Here is a 20,128-nt window from a genome sequence, read left to right on the forward strand (position 1 = left end):
GGGGAGCATCTTGGCGCCTAGATCCTCCCCCTCTGGGGGAGGTGGCCCAGAGGGCCGGAGGGGGTCTTCGCAGGCGCCTCAGACACCCTTTGACACAAACTCGCTGCATCGCAGCAAAGGCCGCAACCCAACTTACTCCCTAGCGTGGCGGTCCAGCCGCGCCGCGCCGCGACGTCCGTTTCCCCCTTTCCCCGGACGTCGCGGCCATCGCACGGAGGTTCCCTTGGAACAGTTTCTCGAACGCGCCGCCCTCTTCCGCGGCCAGGTCTTTCCCGCCCAGAGCGCCCTCTACGAGCGCCTGGCCAGCCACGGCCAGAGCCCCAAGGCCCTGATGATCTCCTGCGCCGACAGCCGCGTCGTGCCCGAGCTGATCACCCAGGCCGCGCCCGGCGATCTCTTCGTCTGCCGCAACGCCGGCAACATCGTGCCGCCGTTCAGCCAGGCCAACGGCGGGGTCTCCTCGGCCGTCGAATACGCCGTCGTGGCGCTGGGCGTGCGCGACATCGTCGTCTGCGGCCACTCCGACTGCGGGGCCATGAAGGCCTTCTCGCATCCGGAAGCCCTGGAGAAGATGCCCAACGTCGCCGCCTGGCTGCGCCACGCCCACGCCGCCCACAGCGTGGTCTGCAACGCCTATCACGGCCTGGGCGACCATGAGCGCACCCGCGCCCTGTCGCTCGAGAACGTCGTCGTCCAGATCAACCACCTGCGCACCCATCCGTCGGTGGCCTCGGGCCTGGCCAAGGGCGAGCTGACCCTGCACGGCTGGTTCTTCGAGATCGAGACCGGCCAGATCCAGGCCTACAACGGCGACACCGGCCAGTTCGAACAGGTCTACGAAGGCGCGCCCCTCCCCGTCGCCCAGCGTCCCAGCCGTCGCATGGTCGCCGCCGATCACCTGGGCATCGCCGCCGAATGACCCGCCCCGCCGTTTCCTCCCCCAACGGCGCGAAGGCTGGTCTGACGGCGTTTCTGTCGCGTGACCTGACCGCCTCGATCGTCGTCTTCCTGGTGGCGATGCCCCTCTGCATGGGCATCGCCGTCGCCTCCGGCGTTCCGGCCGAGCGCGGTCTGATCACCGGCATCATCGGCGGCATCGTCGTCGGCGCCCTGGCCGGCTCGCCCCTGCAGGTCAGCGGCCCGGCCGCGGGCCTGGCCGTGATCGTCTTCGAGATCGTCGCCAAGCACGGCCTGTCGACCCTCGGGCCGATCCTCGTGCTGGCTGGTCTCGTCCAGCTGATCGCCGGCGCCCTGCGCCTGGGTCAATGGTTCCGCGCCATCTCGCCGGCCGTCGTGCACGGCATGCTGGCCGGCATCGGCGTGCTGATCGTCGCGGGCCAGCTGCACGTGCTGTTCGGCGACAAACCCAAGGCAAACGGGCTCGACAACCTGATGGCCATCCCGGCGGCGCTGGGCGGCCTGTCGGCCTCGACCTTCGGCGGCGCGGAAGCGGCCCTGCTGGTCGGCGTCGTCACCATCGGCTCGATCCTGCTGTGGGAAAAGGTCCGCCCGGCCAAGCTGAAGCTGGTTCCCGGCGCCCTGCTGGGCGTGCTGGCCGGCACCTTCGTGGCCATGGGCTTCGGCCTCGACGTCCAGAAGATCGCCGTGCCGGAATCGATCGGCGCCGCCATCGCCGTTCCCGGCCTGGGCGACTTCGCCAAGCTGCTGGATCCGATGCTGGTGCTCACCGCCGTGGCGGTGGCCTTCATCGCCTCGGCCGAGACCCTGCTGTCGGCGGCCGCCGTCGACCGCATGCACGATGGTCCCCGCACCAAGTACAACAAGGAGCTGTTCGCCCAGGGCGTCGGCAACATGATGTGCGGCGCGGTCGGCGCCCTGCCGATGACCGGCGTGATCGTGCGCAGTTCGGCCAACGTCCAGGCCGGCGCGGTCACCCGCCTGTCGGCGATCATGCACGGCGTCTGGATCCTTGCCTTCGTGGCCCTGCTGCCCTTCGTCCTGCGCCAGGTGCCCAGCGCCGCCCTCGCCGGCGTGCTGGTGGTCACCGGCTGGAAGCTGGTCAGCCTCGACCACGTGCGCCACCTGTTCGCCCGCTACGGCCTGCTGCCGGCGCTGATCTGGGCCGCGACCTTCATCATGGTCGTCGCCACCGATCTGCTCACCGGCGTCCTGGTCGGCATGGCCCTGACCATCGTCGAGCTGCTGCCGAACCTGCGGAAGATGCGCCTGCGGATCGACCAGCGCGACGTCGGCGAACAGGAGCAGGAAATCCGCCTCGAGGGCGCGGCGACCTTCGTGCAGCTGCCGAAGATCACCAAGGCCCTGGACGCGGCTCCGGACGGCGGGGTCGTCCGCCTCGACACCCGCGCCCTGACCGTGCTCGACCACACCGCCACCGAGGTGCTGAGCGAGTGGGTCAAGAGCAAGGAGCGCACGGGATCGAAGGTCGAACTGCCGCCCGCCTGCGTGTTCGGCGCCCGCCTGCGGCCCGCCGGCGCCCACTGACCCTGCCCCGCCCCCAGGGACGGCTCGCGCCGTCCCTGGGGTTCTTTTCGATGCAAGACCCTAGAGACCCGACGATGAACAAGGCCCAGGAACGCGCCGCCGACGTGACGGCCCAGGTGCTTTGCGCCTACCTGAACAACAACGTCGTCTCCACCGACGACCTGCCCGACCTCGCCGCCCGCACCTATGCGGCGCTGGAGGCGGTGTTCTCGACGCCCGCCGCGCCGCTGGAGCGGCCCAGCCAGGAGGAGATCGCCGCCAGCGTCAGCGACGACGCCATCATCAGCTTCGAGAACGGCCGCCGCTACCGCTCCCTGAAGCGCCACCTCAACAGCCTGGGCCTCAGCGAGCACGAATACCGGGCCAAGTGGGGCCTGCCCGACGACTACCCGCTGGTCGCCGCCAGCTTCTCGAACCTGCGCTCCACCGCCGCCCGCGCCAGCCGGTTCGGGACGCGGGGCTGACCAAAATGAAAAAGGCCCGCCGGGTTGGCGGGCCTTTTGTGCGTCTACCAGGCGCCGGTGTTGGGCATCGAGGCCCAGGGCTCGGCGGGCGGCAGGCTGCCGTCCTGCAGCAGCTCCACCGAGATGCCGTCCGGCGAGCGGACGAAGGCCATGTGGCCGTCGCGGGGCGGACGATTGATGACCACGCCCATGTCGGCCAGGCGCCGGCAGGTCTCGTAGATGTCGTCGACCCGGTAGGCCAGGTGACCGAAGTTGCGGCCGCCCTGGTAGTCCTCCGGGTCCCAGTTGAAGGTCAGCTCGACCAGCGGCGCCTTGCGCTCCTTGGCCAGTTCGACGTCTTCCGGCGCGGCGAGGAAGACCAGGGTGAACCGGCCTTTCTCGTTCTCCATCCGGTACATCTCCTGGAGGCCCAGGCCCTCGCAGTAGAACCGCAGCGAGGCGTCGAGATCCTTCACGCGGACCATGGTGTGCAGATAGCGCAAGGGAGCCTCCGAGTGTTGCGAAGCGCCGATATAGCCGATCGATCAAGCCGTCGCGACCTTGCTGCGCGTCTGGCGACGCCACAGGGCGGCGTACTCGCCGTCGGCCGCCAGGAGGTCGGCGTGCGGGCCGCGCTCGACCACCTTGCCCCGGCGCAGGACGATGATCTCGTCGGCGTCGGCGATGGTCGACAAACGGTGGGCGACGACCAGGGTCGTGCGTCCCTCCCGGGCCTTGCGCAGCGTCGCCTGGATCGCCGCCTCGGTGCGGCTGTCCAGGGCGCTGGTCGCCTCGTCGAGGATCAGCACCCGCGGATCGGCCAGCAGCGCCCGGGCGATGCCCACCCGCTGGCGCTCGCCGCCCGACAGCTTCAGGCCCCGCTCGCCGACCTTGGTGGCCATGCCTTCGGGCAGATTGCCGATGAAGTCGCCCAGCTCCGCCGACCGGGCCGCGCCCCAGACCTCCTCCTCGGTCGCATCGGGCCGACCGAAGGCGATGTTGGCGGCGATCGTGTCGTTGAACAGCGCCACATCCTGCGGCACCAGCGCCACGGCCCGCCGCAGCGAGACCTGGGTCAGGGCCTTCAGGTCATGGCCGTCCAGCGTTACTCGTCCGGCCTGCGGGTCGATCATCCGCAAAGCCAGGCGCACCAGCGTCGTCTTGCCGGCGCCCGACGGGCCGACGATGGCGACGGTCTGGCCGGGCCGGGCTACGAAGCCGACGTCCGAGAGGCCGTCCGACCGCGCCCCGTGGCGGAACGAGACGCCCTCGAAGGCCACGGCCCCGCCTCGGCGATCGCCCGTGGGCGGCAGGTCGATGGCGTCCGCCGCGTCGGCGACGTCGGCGCCCTGGCGGCGCAGGTCCATCATCGACTCCATGTCGATGAACGACTGGCGGATCTCGCGATAGGCGAAGCCGAGGAAATTCAGCGGCTGGTACAGGTTCACGAGGATCAGCACGACGGCGGTGATGTCGCCCGGACCGATGCGGCCGGCGGCCGCCTCCGAACCGGCCAGCACGGCCATGACCGCCAGGCCCAGGCTCATGACCAGCGACTGGACGACATTGAGCAGCGATAGCGAGTTGGTCGCCTTGATTTGGGCCGCGCCATAGGTCGTCAGGGCCTGCTCGTAGGCGCCGACGGCCCGGTCCTCGGCCCCGAAGGTCTTGACCGTCTCGTAGTTCAGCAAGGCGTCGACGGCCCGGCTGGCCGCCTCGGCGTCAGCTTCGTTGAGCACGCGGCGATGGCCGATCCGCCAGTTGGAGATCGAGAAGGTCAGGACGCCGTAGATCACGACCGTGACGATCGCCGTCGCCGCGAACCGCCAGTCATAGGCGCGCGCCAGAACGGCGGCGGCGAGGACCAGCTCGACCAGGGTCGGGGCGATGTTGAAGACCAGGCCCCGGATCAGGAAATCCATGGCCCGCGCGCCGCGGTCGATGGTGCGCGACAGGGCGCCGGTCCGCTTGGTCTGGTGGAAGTCGATCGACAGCGACAGGGCGTGGGCGAAGGTCTCGGTCGCCGCCCGGTTCTGGGCGGCCTGGGCGACGGGCGTGAACACCGCGTCGCGGGCCTGGGGCGCGGCGGCGGCGATGAAGCGCACGCCGGCCCAGCCCAGGGCCAGGGCGCCGAACGACAGGGTGACCTGGGTCGCCGCGCTCTGCCCGGCCGTCAGCCGGTTGACCGCCGCGCCCAGCAGCAGCGGCGCGGCCACGCCCAGGGCCTTGCCGGCGAAGGTCAGGACCAGGGCCGCCGTCAGCCTCCAGGTCAGGCCCGGCGCCTTGGAGCGCAGGACGAGGCGCAGCAGTTCCGCCAGCGCCTCCCAGCCGGAGACCGGCCGTGAGGCTTCCGGCGCCGTGCGCGCATGGTCGCGCCCCGCGGAGGCGAAGCCCCTCACGAGCCGGTTCCGGGCGCGAACAGCAGCGTGGTCTGCACGCCGCCGCCAGGCGTCATCCAGTCGGCGCGCCAGCCGCCGTCGAAACGTTCGGCGTGCAGCGGGCCGCCGGTCAGCGGCCCGGGCGGAGAAACCTCCAGCCTGACGAGGTGCTCGCCGCCCTCCCCGGCCACCTGGACGCTGTGGGAGCCGGACCCCAGCGGCTGGGTCAGCGACAGGCTGAAGCGCCCCTGGGCGTCGACCTTGCCTTCGGCCTGGGTCGCGCGATCGACGCGCACGCCGAAACCGGCGCCGGGCCGGCCGACGCCGGAAATCACCGCTCCGCCTTCGCGGTCGTAGTCGATGGCCAGGATGCGCGGCGAATCGGAGGGACCCGACAGCGGCTCGGAGCCGCCGCCGGCCCGCAGCAGCGCCACCGCGCCTTCCGGGGCGACGAAGAGATAGCCTTCGGCCTGGACCGTGCGGCCCTCCCGGGTCATCGACAGGCCGAAGAGGCGCGGTTCGGCCGCGCCCGGCAGGACCGCTCGCCAGAGGCCGCCGGCGTCCGCCTCGATGCTGACGGCCTGGCCGGTGGGCGAGCCCAGGCGCACGGTGGCGCCGGGCGCGGCGGATCCCGACACGGCCACGCCGCCGGCCTGGACCGCGGCCGTGACAACCTTGGGCGAGGCCAGATAGGCCGCTTCCGGGTCGCGGGCCGGCTGGGCGGCCGGCGCTTCCCGGCCCCAGTTGCGCCGACCCGCGTCGCCGCAGCCCGCCAGGGTCGCGACGAGCGCCATGGACGCTACGAAGGCCAGGGGCCACGGCTTGAAAGCAGCCTTGCGAATCCCGATCATGCGCCTTCCAAGTCTGGCGTCGGCCGTCCGGCCGAGCCTGAAACACCATGGCGCGCCCTTCCCGCTGGGAGCCGCGCCTTTTCTTTTGTTGGAGTGGACGACGATGCCCGACCTGTCTAGCGCCCTGGGATCGGTCTGCGTCTACTGCGGCTCATCCAACACGGCCGATCCGGCCTATCTGCAGGCGGCCTACGACATCGGCGGCGACTTCGCCCGGTCCGGCATCAAGCTCGTGTACGGCGGCGGCGGGGTCGGGCTGATGGGCGCGGCCGCGCGCGGCGCGTACGACGCCGGCGGCAAGGTGCTGGGCATCATCCCCGAGTTCCTGCGCGGGCGCGAACAGCCCTTCGACGACGTCGAGACGGTGATCGTCACCTCGATGCACGAGCGCAAGATGCTGATGTTCGAGCGCTCGGACGCGTTCGTCGTGCTGCCCGGCGGCATCGGCACCCTGGAGGAGATCATAGAGCTGCTGTCCTGGCGTCGCCTCGACCTGCACCGCAAGCCGATCGTCTTCCACAATCCCGACGGCTTCTGGGATCCGCTGTTCGCGCTGCTTCACCACACGATCGAGCGTGGACTGACGCCGCCCGCCCTGGCCAACGCCTGGGTCTCGGTCACGGAGGCTTCGGAAGTGACGCCGGCCCTGCTGGCCTGGGGGCTGGACGTCAATCGTGACCACGAGATCGACGTTCGTCGATTGACTTAGTTTTCAATCACAACGAACAATGTGATCAGCGTCCACCTAGAAATAGGACGCGGGGATAGGAGATGTCCATGCGTATGCTTCTGCTCGGCGGTTTCGCCGCGATTTCGCTCGTCGGTGCGGCCCAGGCCGCGACTTCCGAAGGCGCCATGCTCGTGCTCAAGGCGCCGCCGGCCAAGGCCGAACTCATCCATGACGGCGCGATCTGGCGCTGCACCGGCACCGTCTGCAAGGCGCCGACGGTGAAGGCCCTTCCGGCCGGCCGTAGCTGCCGCAAGATCGTGGCCGAGCTTGGGGCCGTGTCGGCCTTCACCTGGCGCGGCGACGCGCTCGACGCCGCCGGCATCGAGGAATGCAACACGGCCGCAAAGCCGTAAGCCCTCCCCCGACAAGACGTCGGATTTCACGCCATCCCGGACCGACCGGGATGGCGTTTTCTTTAGGGAAAGGCCCTAAGGCGCTACTTCCTGTCGGACGTCTTGGACGGCCGCTGCGGCGGCTTGGAGGTTCCCGGGCGAGGCCCGACCAGCAGTCCGCCCATCAGGGCGAAGGACAGCATGGCGTGGTTCATCTTCGTCACGTTCATGGCGGCGTCTCCTTGACCAGCCCGGAGCGGCTCAGGAGGGCTTCCTGAAAACGCTCCACTTGTTACGGGACCGGTCGAAGGGCCGGCCCAGCCAGAAAGAGACGCGCGCGGCTTACAGGGACTCGCACCCTCCTAGTCGTCAGCGCGTCATGGGCGAAAATGCGCTCAAGTTCGCCCATGACAAGTGAAATATTCCGGGTTCGGACGATGTCCGCATGCTGAGAATGGTCACTGGAAGGCTCGGATCTTCGTGGCGAATATTGTCAGCCAACGAATGAATTAGTGAAGCGTAGCGCCGTCGCGATCCGTCAGTTCATGGGTGACGGCCTGGCTCACGGCGTCGGGCTTGCCGGCGGCGGCGATGATGTTGGCCGCGGCCCGCAGCATGACTGGCTCGATACGGTCGGCCTCGCAGCCGACCAGTTCGGCGGCCAGTTCCGGCAGGTCGGCGCACAGGCGCAACTGGCCCGCGATCCGTTGCAGGGCGTAGTTTTCCTCGAGGCCCGGGTCGTTGGCGACCACGCCGACCAGCAGCGACAGGGCGGTTTCCAGCTTGTCGGCGCGCGCCTTGGCCTCGCGGGCCTGGTCGAGCAGGAGGCGGGCGCTGGAGTCCATGGCCTCCAGGGTGTCGGCCAGTTTTTCCGGGGAGAGACCTTGGAGGGCTTCGGGGCGGAGCATCACATTCACCGTGCAGTCGATCGGGTGTTCTGCTGCGTTGAACGGTCGCACCCCGGCCGGCGGGGCGGTGAAAATCGCTTCTCCAGCAAAAAGGCCGCCCGCGTCGGCGTGACGCAGGCGGCCTCCTTGGAAAAACGGCGTCGTTCCGTGGGCGGCGTCAGGCGGCCGCGCCGAACGACAGCCCTTCGTAGCGGCGCAGGTGATGGTCGACCGAGCCGAACAGGCCCTCGATGATCGTCCCGCGCTTGAAGTAGTGGCCGATGGCCAGCTCGTCGGTCATGCCCATGCCGCCGTGGATCTGGATGGCGTTCTGTCCGACGAACTTGAGGGCGCGGCCGATGCGCACCTTGGCGGCCGACACGGCCTTGGCGCGCTCGGCGTCGCTCTCGTCGAGCTTGATGGTGGCCATGTAGGTCATCGACACCGACTGCTCGAGCTCGATGAACATGTCGACCATGCGGTGCTGCAGCACCTGGAAGTCGGCGATGGCGCGGCCGAACTGCTTGCGCTGCTTGGCGTAGTCCAGCGTGCCCTCGTGCAGCTTGCGCAGCACGCCCACGCCCTCGGCCAGGCCGGCGGCGGTGGCCTCGTCGATGACCTTCTCGACCAGCGGCAGGCCCGCGCCCTCCTCGCCGATCAGGGCGTCGGCCGGGATCGAGACGTTCTCGAAATAGACCTCCGAGGCGCGGCCGCCGTCGACGGTGGGATAGTCGCGGGTGACGACGCCTGGCAGGCTCCTGTCGATCAGGAACACCGACACGCCCGAGGCCTCGCGCTGGCTTCCGCCGGTGCGGGCGGTGACGACGAGATGCGAAGCGAACGGCGCGCCGACCACCACGGCCTTATGGCCGTTCAGGACCCAGCCCGAGCCGTCCTTCCTGGCCGTCGTCTTCAGGTCGCTCCAGGTGTAGCGGCCCTGGGGCTCGGCATAGGCGAAGGCGATGGTCGTGGTTCCCGCCACGATGCCCTCGATCACCGAGGCGGCGCCGGCGTAGCCCGAGTGCTTCATGAAGCCGCCGCCGATCACGACCGTGCCCAGGTAGGGCTCTATGACGAGCGCTTTGCCGAACTCCTCCATGATGATCATGTTGTCGATCGCGCCGCCGCCAAGGCCGCCCAGCTCTTCGCTGAACGAGGCGCCCAGGATGCCCAGCTCCTCGGCGAAGGCCTGCCAGTAGTCGGCGCGCCAGCCGGTTTCCGAGGCCACGATCTTGCGACGGGTCTCGAAGTCGTACTTGTCCTGCAGGAAGCTCGCGACCGTGTCGCGGACCATCGACTGCTCTTCGGTGAAGTTGAAGTCCATCCCTGAAGTTCCTTGTCTTTCAAAGCTCCGAGGCCGCGTTCCGCCGGGCCTGCCAGGAGCGTCGTTGATCGGATTGCAAAGCCCCTCCCCGTCGCCGAGGAGGGGGAGGCGTCAGAGCCCGAGCACCATCTTGGCGATGATGTTGCGCTGGATTTCGTTGGAGCCGCCGTAGATCGACGTCTTGCGGACGTTGAAATAGGTCGGCGCGGCGCGGTGGGCGAAGTCGGGGCCGATGGGGTGGGCGTTGTCGCCGTCCTTCGGGAAGCCGCGGAAATAGGGCGCGCCGTAGTGGCCGGCGGCCTCCAGGGCCAGTTCGGTGATCCGCTGCTGGATCTCGGTGCCCTTGATCTTCAGCACGCTCGATTCCGGGCCAGGACCCTTGCCGGCCGCCTCCCCCGCCAGGGTGCGCAGTTCGGTATATTCCAGCGCCGTCAGGTCGATCTCCAGCTCGGCGATCTTGCGCTTGAACATCGGATCCTTGATCAGCGCGTCGCCGTCGTCCGACAGCTCCGTCGAGGCGATCTGGCGGATGCGCTCGATGCCGCGCTTGGAGCGGGCGACACCGGCGATGCCGGAGCGTTCATGGGCCAGCAGGAACTTGGCGCAGGTCCAGCCCTTGTTCTCTTCGTAGATACGGTTCTCGACCGGCACCTTGACGTTCTCGAGCCAGACCTCGTTGACCTCGTGCTCGCCGCCCAGGGTGATGATCGGACGCACGGTCACGCCCGGCGACTTCATGTCGATCAGCAGGAACGAGATGCCTTCCTGGATCTTGGCGGTCGGGTCGGTGCGGACCAGGCAGAAGATCCAGTCGCCGTGCTGGGCCAGGGTGGTCCAGGTCTTCTGGCCGTTGACCAGGTAGTATTCCTTGCCGTCGTCGCCGGTGAAGCGTTCGGCCTTGGTCTTCAGGCTGGCGAGATCCGAACCGGCGCCCGGCTCGCTGTAGCCCTGGGCCCACCAGATTTCGCCCGACAGGGTCGGCGGCAGGAAGCGCTCCTTCTGCTCGGGCGTGGCGAAGGTGTAGATCACCGGCCCGACCATGTTGATGCCGAACGGCAGGATCGGCACGCAGTCGGCGCGGGCGGTCTCTTCCGACCAGATGTAGCGCTGAACCGAGGTCCAGCCCGGGCCGCCGTACTTCTGCGGCCAGGCCGGGGCGACCCAGCCCTTTTTGGCGAGCGTGCGATGCCAGGAGAGGAAGTCCTCCTTGGACATCTCCTCGCCCTCGTCCTGCCGCTCGCGCAGGCCTTCGGGGTAGTTCTGGGCGATGAAGGCGCGAACCTCGTCGCGGAAGGCCAGGTCTTCAGGCGAAAAGTCGAGGTTCATGACGGTCTCCCGAACTGGCTGGCTGAGCCGGCCTCTTGTTGTTTCGGGAGGATGATAGGAGCCAAACGAGCGTTTGGAAAGATGACGCTTAGGTCAACGTAAACGGCGTTCACCCAAGCGCTGAAAATCGATCAGCGAACCTCGCAGGCCAGCCGCACCAGCGCCACGGCCGACGCGCCGCCGACGCCTTCTTCGCCCTCGATCTCCAGCGACAGCAGCGGCGACTTGCCAAGCTTCTCCAGCAGGCGGGCGTGGCCGGGTCCGGCGACATGCGCGGCGACGGCGTGGGCGATCAGGTCGGGATCGATGGCGTGCAGCACGGCGGCGGCGGCCGCGGCGGCGTAGCCGTCGAGCAGAACCGGGATCTTCTGGACGCGAGCGGCCAGGATGGCGCCGGCCACGGCGGCGGTTTCGCGTCCGCCCAGCTGGCGCAGGACTTCCAGCGGATCGGAGAGATCGCCCTCGCCCCGCGCCCGCTCGACGGCGGCGGAGACGTCGGCGGTCGCCTCGGTCCAGTCCGCGGCCTCGCCGCCGAACAGGGCCAGGGCGATGGCGGCGGCGTCACGGTGGGCTTCGGCGGCGATCACGCCGGGGATCAGCAGGTCGGGCTGCTTGGCGAGGGCCTCCATGCCGAAGGCCATGGTCGCGGCGCATTCCTTCTCGCTCATCGAGGCCTTCTGGCGCGCGTCGGGCGTCGGACGGTCGATGGCGAGGTCGAAGGCCTCCAGGCCCGCGCCCTGGGCGCCGGCCAGACGGCAGACGGTCGCGCCGCCCGAGGCGACGGCTTCGAGACGATCGCGGGCGTAGCCGCGCGGTCCGACGCCCTGGCGCGCGCCGGCGTAGAGAGCGATCACCGGCCGGTTCACCGACGGAGGATTGCGACCGGTCCAGGCCGTCAGCCAGGCAGAGATCTCGGCCAGACGGCCGCCGTCGGCCGGAGGAACGAACACGCCTGGCGCGGGCAGGTCGGCGGCCAGGCGGCGGATGTCGGCGAAGGGCGAAGCGGCGGCGGAAGCGGTCATGGGCGCGGACTTAAACCCGTCCGCGCCCGATGCAAGCGCATCACGCCAGAATGTTGTCGCGATGCGAAGAAATCAGTCCGGCGAAATCAGCTTTGGCCCAGCGACTTGCAGTCGCCGTCGCGCTCCTCGACCAGGGCCGACTTGGCGTCGCCCTCGGCGCGGGAGGCCTCGCGCTTGGCGCTCAGGCGGGCGGCGTCCGCACGATCTTCGATCGAGATGTGCCGGCCCTGGCGCTGGGTCTTGATCAGCGCCTTCAGCGGAGTGGGATCGGTTTCGCCCAAGGCCTTGGCCTCGGTCAGGCCCAGGCATCGGTTGGCGCGGACGAACTGGGAGTCGGTCAGGCGTTCGGCGGCCAGGGCCGGAGCGGCGACGGCGGCGAGCGAGGCGGCGGCGAGCAGGATGACGGTGGTGCGCATGGTCTTTGGTCCCCAGTGATTGAAATCGGGCCGCGCGCTCACGAGACGTCGAGCGACTTGCGCGCGACGCCGCGGACGGCGACATTCGGTCATGACTTCCGAGAACCGCCCTCCCCGTCCGATCGTCACCCCTTGCGTGAAGGTGTGCGCGGTGGATGGCGCGAGCGGCTTCTGTCTCGGTTGCCGACGGACCCTGCAGGAGATCGCCGGCTGGTCGCGCTACAGCGACGAGGAGCGCGCGGCGATCATGACCGCCCTACCCCTTCGCCCCGATCCGATGGAGAGCCTGATGGCCTCCCAGTCGGGTTCGCGCGGTTGAAGCATCCTCAGGTTCTTGAAAGCATCTTCAGGCTCTGCATCAAGGTTCTTCCCGAGGCGTCTCTTCAACGCTGGTGAACATGCGACCTTGGGGCCGAGCTTTGAAGTTAAATCCAGTCAATGAACTTTATTACATGTTGCGGATGGAATGTTACGACGAGTTAACTGGGCATTCTGAAGACGCTTTGTTAACCAAGTAAATCCGCGTTCCGATTCACGGGTTGAAAACGCCTTTCGCCCTACTGTGCAGTCAATGGTCGTAGAAACGGCCGAAAAGCCTGCAAGGCGGGGTGCTTTCGATGCTCAAGTTCACGGCGATCGCGATTGTCGGTGCGTTGTCGGCGGTGGGTGCGGCCAAGGCCGTGACCTCGCTGGACAGCTCGCTGCGTCAATCGTCCCCGGGCCCGGCCACCGCGGCCGCCGCCACCTTGGGCGACGCCGGCGCCGCGCAACTGACCAAGGGCCCCGACGGCCATTTCTGGGCCGAGGCAAAGGTCGACGGCCGCGCCGTGCGCTTCCTGGTCGACACCGGCGCTACCGCCGTCTCGCTGAGCAAGGCCGACGCCCAGCGCCTGGGCATCGACGTCGCTAAGCTGAACTACGAATACGATGTCGTCACCGCCGACGGCCGCACGCGCGCCGCTTCGGTCAAGCTGGGCAGCGTCGCCATCGCCGGCGCCAAGGTGGCCAATGTCGACGCCCTGGTGATCGAGAGCGGCCTGGAAACCTCGCTGCTGGGCATGAGCTATCTGGGCCGCCTGTCGCGCTTCGAAGCGACTCCGCGCTCACTGATCCTGCACCCCTGATTTCAAGCCGGGCGCATGATCGCCCGGAATTCTTGCACGATCCCGCATAACCGCGCTCGCCGCCATTGGCCTTGAGGCCTCGCGGCGCTAACCTAGCGTCATGCAAATCTCCCCAGCGTCGGCGGCCGCCGGCTGCCCTCGCCATCCGGCCCTGGCCGAGGCGATTGAACGATCCGTGTCGGCGGATGGCGTGCATCCCACCGCCATCCCGGGCATGTGGCTGGCCCGCATGTCGCAGCCCAGCCCGCCGGTGCACGGCGTGCACGAAGCCGCAGTCTGCATCATCGCCCAGGGCCGCAAGCAGGTGATGCTGGGCGAGGAGGTCTATGTCTACGACCACGCCCGCTTCCTGGTGGTGTCGGTCGACGTGCCCGTGGTCGGGCAGGTGATCGAGGCCAGCGAGGACGAGCCCTATCTGTGCGTTCGGCTGGACATCGATCCGCGCCGCCTCAACGAACTTATTCTCGAGATCGACCCCGGTCCCGTCCGCAACGCCCCGGCGCCCAGCCTCGCTCTGAGCCCGACCTCGCCGGAGCTGCTCGACGCGACGGTGCGCCTGGTCCGCCTGCTGGAAACCCCGTCGGACATCGCCGTCCTGGCGCCGCTGATCCAGCGCGAGATCCTCTATCGCCTGCTGCGCACCGACCAGGGTCCGCGCCTGCGCGAGATCGCCGCCTGCGAAAGCCGGCTGGGCCAGGTCTCGCGCGCCATCCACTGGCTGAAGACCAACTATAACCTGCCGTTCCGGATCGAGACCCTGGCGTCCGAGGCCCGCATGAGCCCCTCGGCGCTGCACCAGCACTTCAAGGCGGTCACGGCGATGAGCCCGCTGCAGTACCAGAAGCAGCTGCGCCTTCAGGAGGCCCGCCGCCTGATCCTGGCCCAGGGTCTGGACGCCGCCACGGCCGGCCACAATGTCGGCTACGACAGCCCTTCGCAGTTCAGCCGCGAATACGCCCGGCTGTTCGGCGCCCCGCCGCTGCGCGACGCCACCCGGCTGCGGGCGCGACCGGAGCTGGTCAGGACTGCGTGACCGCCCCTTCGGGAGCGACGCCCGCGGCCGCGTCGTAGACGGCCTGGTCGAGAAGGCCTTCCTGCTTGGCCACCAGGGTCGGCACCAGGGCCTGGCCGGCGACGTTCACCGCCGTGCGGCCCATGTCGAGGATCGGGTCGATCGCCAGCAGCAGGCCCGCGCCCTCCAGCGGCAGGCCCAGGGTCGACAGCGTCAGGGTCAGCATCACCGTCGCGCCCGTCAGGCCGGCCGTGGCGGCCGAGCCCAGCACCGAGACGGCGACGATCAGGGCGTAGTCGGCCACGCCCAGCGGCAGGTGGTAGAACTGGGCGATGAAGATCGCCGACAGGGCCGGATAGATGGCCGCGCAGCCGTCCATCTTGGTGGTCGCGCCCAGCGGCACGGCGAAGGCGGCGTAGGCGCGCGGCACGCCCAGGCCCGCCTCGGTCACCGTCTCGGTCACCGGCAGCGTGCCGATCGACGAGCGCGAGACGAAGGCCAGCTGGATGGCCGGCCAGGCGCTGGCGAAGAACTTCAGCGGATTTAGGCCGTGCGCCGCCAGCAGGATCGGATAGACGACGAACAGCACGAGACCCAGGCCGATATAGATCGCGCCGGTGAAAGCGCCGAGCTGGCCCAGCGTGGTCCAGCCGTACTGCGCGACGGCGTTGCCCAGCAGCCCCACAGTGCCGATCGGCGTCAGGCGGATCACCCAGCCCAGCACCTTGCGCACGACGGCCAGGGCCGAGGCGTTGAAGGCCAGGAAGCCTTCGCCGGCCGGTCCGACGCGCAGGGCGGCGATGCCGGCGGCCAGCGAGATCACCAGGATCTGCAGCACGTTGAACGACAGCGAGGTGCTGGCGCCGCTCTCGCCAACCTTGGTCGAGGCGTTTAGGCCCAGGATGTTGGACGGGATGAGCCCGGTCAGGAAGTCGAGCCACGAGCCGTTGCTGCGCGGCGCGGCCGCGGTCGCCGCGTCGAGCGCCGCTTGGGCACCCGGCTGCAGGACGACGCCCAGGGTGATGCCGATGGCCACCGCGATCAGCGCGGTGATCGCGAACCACAGCAGGGTCTTCCAGACCAGGCGGGCGGCGTTCTGCAGTTCGCGCAGGTTGGCGATGCTGGCGACGATGGCCGTGAACACCAGCGGCGGCACCAGCACGCGCAGCAGCTGGATGAAGATCGAGCCGACCTGATGCAGGACCTCGGCCAGGGCGTGACCCGCCTGCCCTTCCTCGACGCCCAGCCGGCGCGCGAGCAGGCCAAGGCCCAGGCCCGCGACCATGCCGACCAGCACCTGGACGCCGAAGCCGCTGATGAAGCGGCTGGAAGGGGCGGTCGCCTGCGCCATGGGTTGTTTCCTGCTCATAAGAGGCGGCTTGCACCGCTCCAAAACTCATAAAACACCGGATGCCGGGGCGCTGCGCGCGCGGACACGTCGGAAATCTGGAATTTTCCTGCTCGCGCATATGAAGCGCGCGGTCGAACCAGTTTTTGTGCGATCGGGCGCCAGCCAAGCTGCAAGGGCGCGCGGCGGCGGGATGTCGCATGGTAAATCCCGACCGTCGTCCCTAGGCTGACGGCGCTTCCTCCTCCCGTCAGCTTACCCTCGGAGCCGCCATGAGCACCTCCTTCCTGATCGGCGCGATCATCGGCTCCGCCCTGTTCATCGTCCTGGGCCGGGCGCCCGCCGAGAAGCTGCTGGCGGTGATCCAGGCTCGCATCGGCAAGCGCTGAGCGCCACGCCAAGAAGTTCCGTTCCTCGCACCATGTTTTCGCGGGGCGACACACGCGATCGTGTCGGAACGAAGTCTTGATCAGCGCCTTTCTTCTGCATCGGACGCGCCAAGGCGCGCCAGGAAATGTTCAGGAGGCGCTCATGTCCATTCTCGCCTGGATCGTTCTGGGTCTCGTGGCCGGCTTCATCGCCAGCAAGCTCGTAAGCCGCAGTGGCGGCAGTCTGCTTGTCGACCTGGTGCTCGGCATCGTCGGCGCTCTGGTCGGCGGCTTCGTGTTCAACCAGTTCGGCGCTTCGGGCGTCTCGGGCTTCAATCTCTACAGCCTGCTGGTGGCGACCGTCGGCGCGGTGATCGTGCTGGCCATCTACCACCTGCTGGCCGGACGCCGCGCACTCTAGCCGCGACCACCCCGTCGAACGAAAGACGCCCTCGGCCATCCGGCCGAGGGCGTTTTCTTTGCGTGGCGCTTGACCTGTTAGTGGGTCTTCTCGCCGCGGAATTCCTCCATCAGTTCGGCCTTGCGGGCCTCGAGCCGCTCGCCCATGGCCTCGAGATCCTCGTCGCCCTGCTTGGCCTGGGCGAACACGCCGCCCGGCTGCTCTTCTTCCTTGACGTGGTGCTTGATGTATTCGCCCAGCACCTTGACCTTGGCGTCGTAGAACTCCTCGGAGGGCTTCATCGCCTCGATCTCGGCGATCAGCTTCTTGGCGCCGTCGTGCTCGACATAGGCCTCGTCGAGCAGGTCGTCCTCCACCTCGCCGCGGCTTTCCGGATAGAGGATCTCCTCCTCGATCTGGGTGTGGACCTTGAGGGCCAGGGCGATCTTGTTGAACAGGGCCAGCTTGTCGGCGTCGCTTTCCAGCTGCTCGTACTCGTCGAACATCGCCTCGACCTCGCGATGGTCGGCCTTCAGCAGACGGATCGCCAGCGGATCGCGACGGCCGGTGCGGCGCGTGCGACGGGTCGAGGCGGACTTGGACTTGGCTTTCGAGGTGGACTTGGCGGCTGCGGCCATGTGGCGTCTCCCTGAGTGTTCAGCTTCCCCGACTGGTCATTCAAACCCTCGCGCCGACACGGACGTTCCGTGCGAACATTTCTCAATGTCTTCCGTCGGATAGCCGACGCTCACTGATCCTTCTGGCCAGGTGTCCACCGGTGTCATATTCCTTGGTGAAACGATCCGGGAGGACGCGGCCCATGACCATTTCCAGCTTCGCCAGGCGGCTCGCCCTGGCCGCCATGGCCCTGACCGCCCTGGTCGGCGCCGCGCCGCTGCGCCTGACCGTGGCTGCTGACGGCAAGGCCGATCACCGGACGCTGCAGGCCGCGATCGACGCCCTGCCCGACGGCGGCGGCGAGATCGACATCGCGCCGGGGACCTATCGCGAGAAGCTGTCGATTCCCCGCAACGGCGTGCGCCTGGTCGGCAAGGGCAAGCGGCCGCAGGACGTGGTGCTCGTTTACGGCGACGCCTCCGCCACGGTCGGCGGGACGCTGAAATCCTCCTCGGTGACGGTGTCGGGCGACGACTTCCTGGCCCGCAACCTGACGATCCAGAACGACTATCATCTCAAGAGCGCCCAGCCCTCGCAGGCCGTGGCCCTGGCCCTGATGGGCGACCGGGCCCAGCTCTACAAGGTGCGGCTGCTGGGCGCGCAGGACACGCTGTACGCCGCCAGCCGCAAGGGCAAGCCGCCGAGCCGACAGTACTTCCGCGACTGCTACATCGAGGGCCACGTCGACTTCATCTTCGGCGACAGCAAGGCGGTGTTCGATCGCTGCACGATCCACGGGATCGCCAACGCCACGGTGATGATCACCGCCCAGAGCAAGAACGCGCCCGACCAGGACAGCGGCTACGTCTTCGACCGCTGCACGATCACCGCCGACCCGAAGGTGGGCGAGCTGTGGCTGGGCCGGGCCTGGCGGCCCTACGCGACCGTGGTCTTCCTGCGCACCCGGATCGACGCTGACTTGCGGCCCAAGGGCTGGCGGGAATGGACGCCGGGCAAGACTGAGACCTTCAAGACGGCCTACTACGCCGAATACGCCTCGACCGGACGCGGGGCGGACCCCGCCGCGCGCGAGCCGACCGCCCACGCCCTGGATGCGAAAGCGGCGGAGCGCTGGGCGCCCCGCCGCTTCCTGTCGGGTCCGGACGGGTGGAAACCCGGCCGTTTCCAATAGAGCGCCCTACTCGGCGGCTGCCGGAGCAAGCTCGTCCTGGACAAACAGCGCCGGGGCCGGCTTGCGGGCCGACCAGCCGAAGGCGGCGATGACCAGGTAGCAGACGGCCGGCAGCAGGAAGGCCAGGCCCAGGCCGTAGTGGTCGCCCAGCCAGCCGGTGGCCGGCGGAACCAGGGCGCCGCCGACGATGGCCATGCACAGCAGGCCCGAGGCCTGCGGCGTGCGGTGGCCCATCCCCTCGATGCCGAGGGTGAAGATGGTCGGGAACATGATCGAGTTGAAGAAGCCTATGGCGATCAGGGCGTAGCCGGCCTGGGGGCCGACGCTGAAGGCCGAGACCAGGATCAGCACGATGGCGGCCAGCGAGGCGATCGCCAGCACCTTGCCCGGCGACACCTTGGCCAGGACGAACGAGCCGACCAGGCGGCCCACCATGGCGCCGCCCCAGTAGAAGGCGACCATGCTTCCGGCCTTGGCCAGCGTCAGGCCCAGGGTGTTGGACTGGGTCAGGTAGCTGGTCATGTAGGTGCCGATCGACACCTCGGCGCCGACATAGACGAAGATGCACAGCACGGCGAAGGCCAGGCGCTTGTACTTCAGCATGCCCAGCATCTCGCCGACGCCGACGGCCTTCTCGGCCTGCGGGGCGGAGGTGTTCTTGCGCAGCAGCCAGAACAGCACGGCCAGGGCCAGCAGCACGCCGGCGATGATCAGGTAGGGCGTCTGCACGGCCTGGGCCTGGGAATGGCGCACGGCCGCCAGCTGGACGGCGGTCAGGGTGGCCGGGTCCGGCGCCTTCTCGATGTGGCTGAGGATCAGGGCCGAGCCGACGAAGGGCGCCAGGAAGGTGCCGAACGAGTTCAGGAACTGGGCGAAGGTCAGGCGGGCCGAGGCGGTCTCGCTCTTGCCGAGGATGGCGACCAGCGGGTTGGCGGCGACCTGCAGGATGGTGATGCCCGAGGCCAGCACGAACAGGGCGGCCAGGAAGCCTTCGTAGACGCCGGCGTTGGCGGCGGGGGCGAACATCAGGCAGCCGACGGTCATGACCAGCAGGCCGACGACGACGGTGCGCATATAGCCGACCTTGGCCAGCAGGAAGCTCGCCGGCAGCGAGACCACGGCATAGCCGATGAAGAAGGCGAACTGGGTCAGGCCCGCTTCGAAATTGGTCAGCGAGAACAGCGACTTCAGCGCCGGGGCCACGAGGTCGACCAGGCAGGTCGAGAAGCCCCAGGCGAAGAAGAGAAGAATCACGAAGGGCAGCAGAGCCGCCCCCTTACCGCTCGCGCCGCCGTTCACCGGGGCCGCGCCGCCCATGCCTGCCATCTGTTTTCACTCCCCATGTCCGTCTTCGCGGGACGGCGTAGTCGCCCCGAACGTGACAACGTTGTCAACCTCTAAGCCCGTTTCTTGCCGTTGGGACCGGTATCAACCGGAACCGGAGGACCAGCTTCGCCGTTCAGCCGAAAGCTGGGAGAACGGGCATGTCTTCGATCGTCGTCGTGGTGTCGTGCGGGATCGTGGCGATGGTCGCCGCGATCGGCCTGGCCGACGCCTTCGTGCACCTGGCCTGCTGGGGCGCGCGGAATTTGAAGCGGCCGGAGTAGCCGCCTGACGGCGGCCCCCTCCGGCCCTCCGGGCCACCTCCCCCAGAGGGGGAGGATCTGGAGCAGCGAACCTCCCCCTGTGGGGGAGGCGGCCGAAGGCCGGTGGGGGGATGGTTTCAGCTTTCGAGGTGACGGTCGGCTTCCCACTCACTCCCCCCACCGATCGCTGCGCGATCGCCTCCCCCACGGGGGGAGGTTCCTTGGGACGCGGACACGGCTTTTCAGGCTCCCGCGCGAAGGCGCGTTAGGTCGGGGAGGCGCGGAGCGGCCGGGCGGAGCCCGGG

Annotated in this window: 23 protein-coding genes; 11 read left to right on the forward strand and 12 right to left on the reverse strand. The window is 68.9% G+C overall.

Going from position 1 to position 20,128, the window contains the following annotated elements; all coding sequences use genetic code 11:
• Window positions 1-223: 223 nt before the first annotated feature.
• From AC07N1_RS24535 to AC07N1_RS24545, 3 genes are all read left to right on the forward strand, one after another.
• Window positions 224-919, forward strand: coding sequence for a carbonic anhydrase (locus AC07N1_RS24535; protein ID WP_492855362.1), 696 nt, complete (start codon window positions 224-226; stop codon window positions 917-919).
• Window positions 916-2,466, forward strand: a complete 1,551-nt coding sequence (locus AC07N1_RS24540) for a SulP family inorganic anion transporter (RefSeq protein WP_494674170.1) — start codon at window positions 916-918, stop codon at window positions 2,464-2,466. Before AC07N1_RS24535 ends, AC07N1_RS24540 begins: the two co-directional genes overlap by 4 nt.
• Before the next feature lie 74 nt (window positions 2,467-2,540).
• Complete coding sequence (locus AC07N1_RS24545; RefSeq protein WP_494674171.1) at window positions 2,541-2,930, forward strand: Ros/MucR family transcriptional regulator; 390 nt, start codon at window positions 2,541-2,543, stop codon at window positions 2,928-2,930.
• Between the two features lie 44 nt (window positions 2,931-2,974).
• Here the strand turns inward: AC07N1_RS24545 and AC07N1_RS24550 are convergent, their stop codons facing one another.
• The 3 genes from AC07N1_RS24550 to AC07N1_RS24560 all read right to left on the reverse strand — a co-directional run bounded on the left by AC07N1_RS24550 (window position 2,975) and on the right by AC07N1_RS24560 (window position 6,138).
• Complete coding sequence (locus tag AC07N1_RS24550; RefSeq protein WP_494674172.1) at window positions 2,975-3,412, reverse strand: VOC family protein; 438 nt, start codon at window positions 3,410-3,412, stop codon at window positions 2,975-2,977.
• 42 nt (window positions 3,413-3,454) lie between these two features.
• A complete protein-coding gene (locus tag AC07N1_RS24555) occupies window positions 3,455-5,227 on the reverse strand; it encodes an ABCB family ABC transporter ATP-binding protein/permease (RefSeq protein WP_494674187.1) in 1,773 nt (590 codons plus the stop codon).
• Window positions 5,228-5,304: 77 nt separating this feature from the next.
• Window positions 5,305-6,138 (reverse strand): hypothetical protein, encoded by an 834-nt coding sequence (locus AC07N1_RS24560; protein ID WP_494674173.1) that lies wholly within the window; start codon window positions 6,136-6,138, stop codon window positions 5,305-5,307.
• A gap of 103 nt (window positions 6,139-6,241) precedes the next feature.
• On the opposite strand from AC07N1_RS24560, the gene AC07N1_RS24565 reads away from it, so the two are divergent.
• Window positions 6,242-6,847, forward strand: a complete 606-nt coding sequence (locus tag AC07N1_RS24565) for an LOG family protein (protein WP_494674174.1) — start codon at window positions 6,242-6,244, stop codon at window positions 6,845-6,847.
• 68 nt (window positions 6,848-6,915) lie between these two features.
• The gene (locus AC07N1_RS24570; protein ID WP_494674175.1) at window positions 6,916-7,221 is read left to right on the forward strand and encodes a DUF8200 family protein; all 306 of its coding nucleotides are present in this window, start codon (window positions 6,916-6,918) and stop codon (window positions 7,219-7,221) included.
• Between the two features lie 83 nt (window positions 7,222-7,304).
• Here AC07N1_RS24570 and AC07N1_RS24575 read toward each other — a convergent pair whose 3' ends face one another.
• The 6 genes from AC07N1_RS24575 to AC07N1_RS24600 all read right to left on the reverse strand — a co-directional run bounded on the left by AC07N1_RS24575 (window position 7,305) and on the right by AC07N1_RS24600 (window position 12,175).
• Window positions 7,305-7,430 (reverse strand): hypothetical protein, encoded by a 126-nt coding sequence (locus AC07N1_RS24575; protein WP_492855357.1) that lies wholly within the window; start codon window positions 7,428-7,430, stop codon window positions 7,305-7,307.
• Window positions 7,431-7,709: 279 nt separating this feature from the next.
• Window positions 7,710-8,108 carry a hypothetical protein gene (locus AC07N1_RS24580; RefSeq protein ID WP_494674176.1) on the reverse strand — a complete coding sequence of 133 codons (399 nt, stop codon included), beginning with the start codon at window positions 8,106-8,108 and terminating at the stop codon, window positions 7,710-7,712.
• A gap of 157 nt (window positions 8,109-8,265) precedes the next feature.
• The gene (locus tag AC07N1_RS24585; RefSeq protein WP_494674177.1) at window positions 8,266-9,411 is read right to left on the reverse strand and encodes an acyl-CoA dehydrogenase family protein; all 1,146 of its coding nucleotides are present in this window, start codon (window positions 9,409-9,411) and stop codon (window positions 8,266-8,268) included.
• 111 nt (window positions 9,412-9,522) lie between these two features.
• Window positions 9,523-10,737 carry an acyl-CoA dehydrogenase family protein gene (locus tag AC07N1_RS24590; protein ID WP_494674178.1) on the reverse strand — a complete coding sequence of 405 codons (1,215 nt, stop codon included), beginning with the start codon at window positions 10,735-10,737 and terminating at the stop codon, window positions 9,523-9,525.
• A 131-nt stretch (window positions 10,738-10,868) separates the two neighbouring features.
• A complete protein-coding gene (locus AC07N1_RS24595; RefSeq protein WP_494674179.1) occupies window positions 10,869-11,759 on the reverse strand; it encodes a nicotinate-nucleotide--dimethylbenzimidazole phosphoribosyltransferase in 891 nt (296 codons plus the stop codon).
• A gap of 86 nt (window positions 11,760-11,845) precedes the next feature.
• Window positions 11,846-12,175: a hypothetical protein gene (locus tag AC07N1_RS24600; protein ID WP_494674180.1), complete on the reverse strand. Its 330-nt coding sequence runs from the start codon at window positions 12,173-12,175 to the stop codon at window positions 11,846-11,848.
• A 91-nt stretch (window positions 12,176-12,266) separates the two neighbouring features.
• Between AC07N1_RS24600 and AC07N1_RS24605 the strand changes: the two genes are divergently transcribed.
• From AC07N1_RS24605 to AC07N1_RS24615, 3 genes are all read left to right on the forward strand, one after another.
• The gene (locus AC07N1_RS24605; protein ID WP_494674181.1) at window positions 12,267-12,494 is read left to right on the forward strand and encodes a DUF1289 domain-containing protein; all 228 of its coding nucleotides are present in this window, start codon (window positions 12,267-12,269) and stop codon (window positions 12,492-12,494) included.
• Between the two features lie 289 nt (window positions 12,495-12,783).
• Entirely contained in the window at window positions 12,784-13,299 is a 516-nt protein-coding gene (locus AC07N1_RS24610; protein WP_110121651.1) for a TIGR02281 family clan AA aspartic protease, read from the forward strand.
• 190 nt (window positions 13,300-13,489) lie between these two features.
• Entirely contained in the window at window positions 13,490-14,332 is an 843-nt protein-coding gene (locus tag AC07N1_RS24615) for an AraC family transcriptional regulator (RefSeq protein ID WP_494674182.1), read from the forward strand.
• On the opposite strand, the gene AC07N1_RS24620 is transcribed toward AC07N1_RS24615, so the two are convergent.
• Entirely contained in the window at window positions 14,319-15,662 is a 1,344-nt protein-coding gene (locus AC07N1_RS24620; RefSeq protein ID WP_494674183.1) for a dicarboxylate/amino acid:cation symporter, read from the reverse strand. The two genes, AC07N1_RS24615 and AC07N1_RS24620, sit on opposite strands and share 14 nt — an antisense overlap.
• Window positions 15,663-16,190: 528 nt before the next feature.
• On the opposite strand from AC07N1_RS24620, the gene AC07N1_RS24625 reads away from it, so the two are divergent.
• On the forward strand, window positions 16,191-16,448 hold the full coding sequence (locus AC07N1_RS24625) for a GlsB/YeaQ/YmgE family stress response membrane protein (RefSeq protein WP_101713103.1): 258 nt from the start codon (window positions 16,191-16,193) through the stop codon (window positions 16,446-16,448).
• Window positions 16,449-16,525: 77 nt separating this feature from the next.
• On the opposite strand, the gene AC07N1_RS24630 is transcribed toward AC07N1_RS24625, so the two are convergent.
• Window positions 16,526-17,065, reverse strand: a complete 540-nt coding sequence (locus AC07N1_RS24630; RefSeq protein WP_494674184.1) for a hemerythrin domain-containing protein — start codon at window positions 17,063-17,065, stop codon at window positions 16,526-16,528.
• Window positions 17,066-17,247: 182 nt separating this feature from the next.
• On the opposite strand from AC07N1_RS24630, the gene AC07N1_RS24635 reads away from it, so the two are divergent.
• A complete protein-coding gene (locus AC07N1_RS24635) occupies window positions 17,248-18,237 on the forward strand; it encodes a pectinesterase family protein (protein WP_494674185.1) in 990 nt (329 codons plus the stop codon).
• Between the two features lie 6 nt (window positions 18,238-18,243).
• Here AC07N1_RS24635 and AC07N1_RS24640 read toward each other — a convergent pair whose 3' ends face one another.
• A complete protein-coding gene (locus tag AC07N1_RS24640; RefSeq protein ID WP_494674186.1) occupies window positions 18,244-19,563 on the reverse strand; it encodes a sugar MFS transporter in 1,320 nt (439 codons plus the stop codon).
• Between the two features lie 158 nt (window positions 19,564-19,721).
• On the opposite strand from AC07N1_RS24640, the gene AC07N1_RS24645 reads away from it, so the two are divergent.
• Window positions 19,722-19,844 (forward strand): hypothetical protein, encoded by a 123-nt coding sequence (locus AC07N1_RS24645; protein WP_487289282.1) that lies wholly within the window; start codon window positions 19,722-19,724, stop codon window positions 19,842-19,844.
• Window positions 19,845-20,128: the final 284 nt, after the last annotated feature.

It is taken from the genome of Caulobacter sp. GW821-FHT09B11, assembly GCF_059418205.1.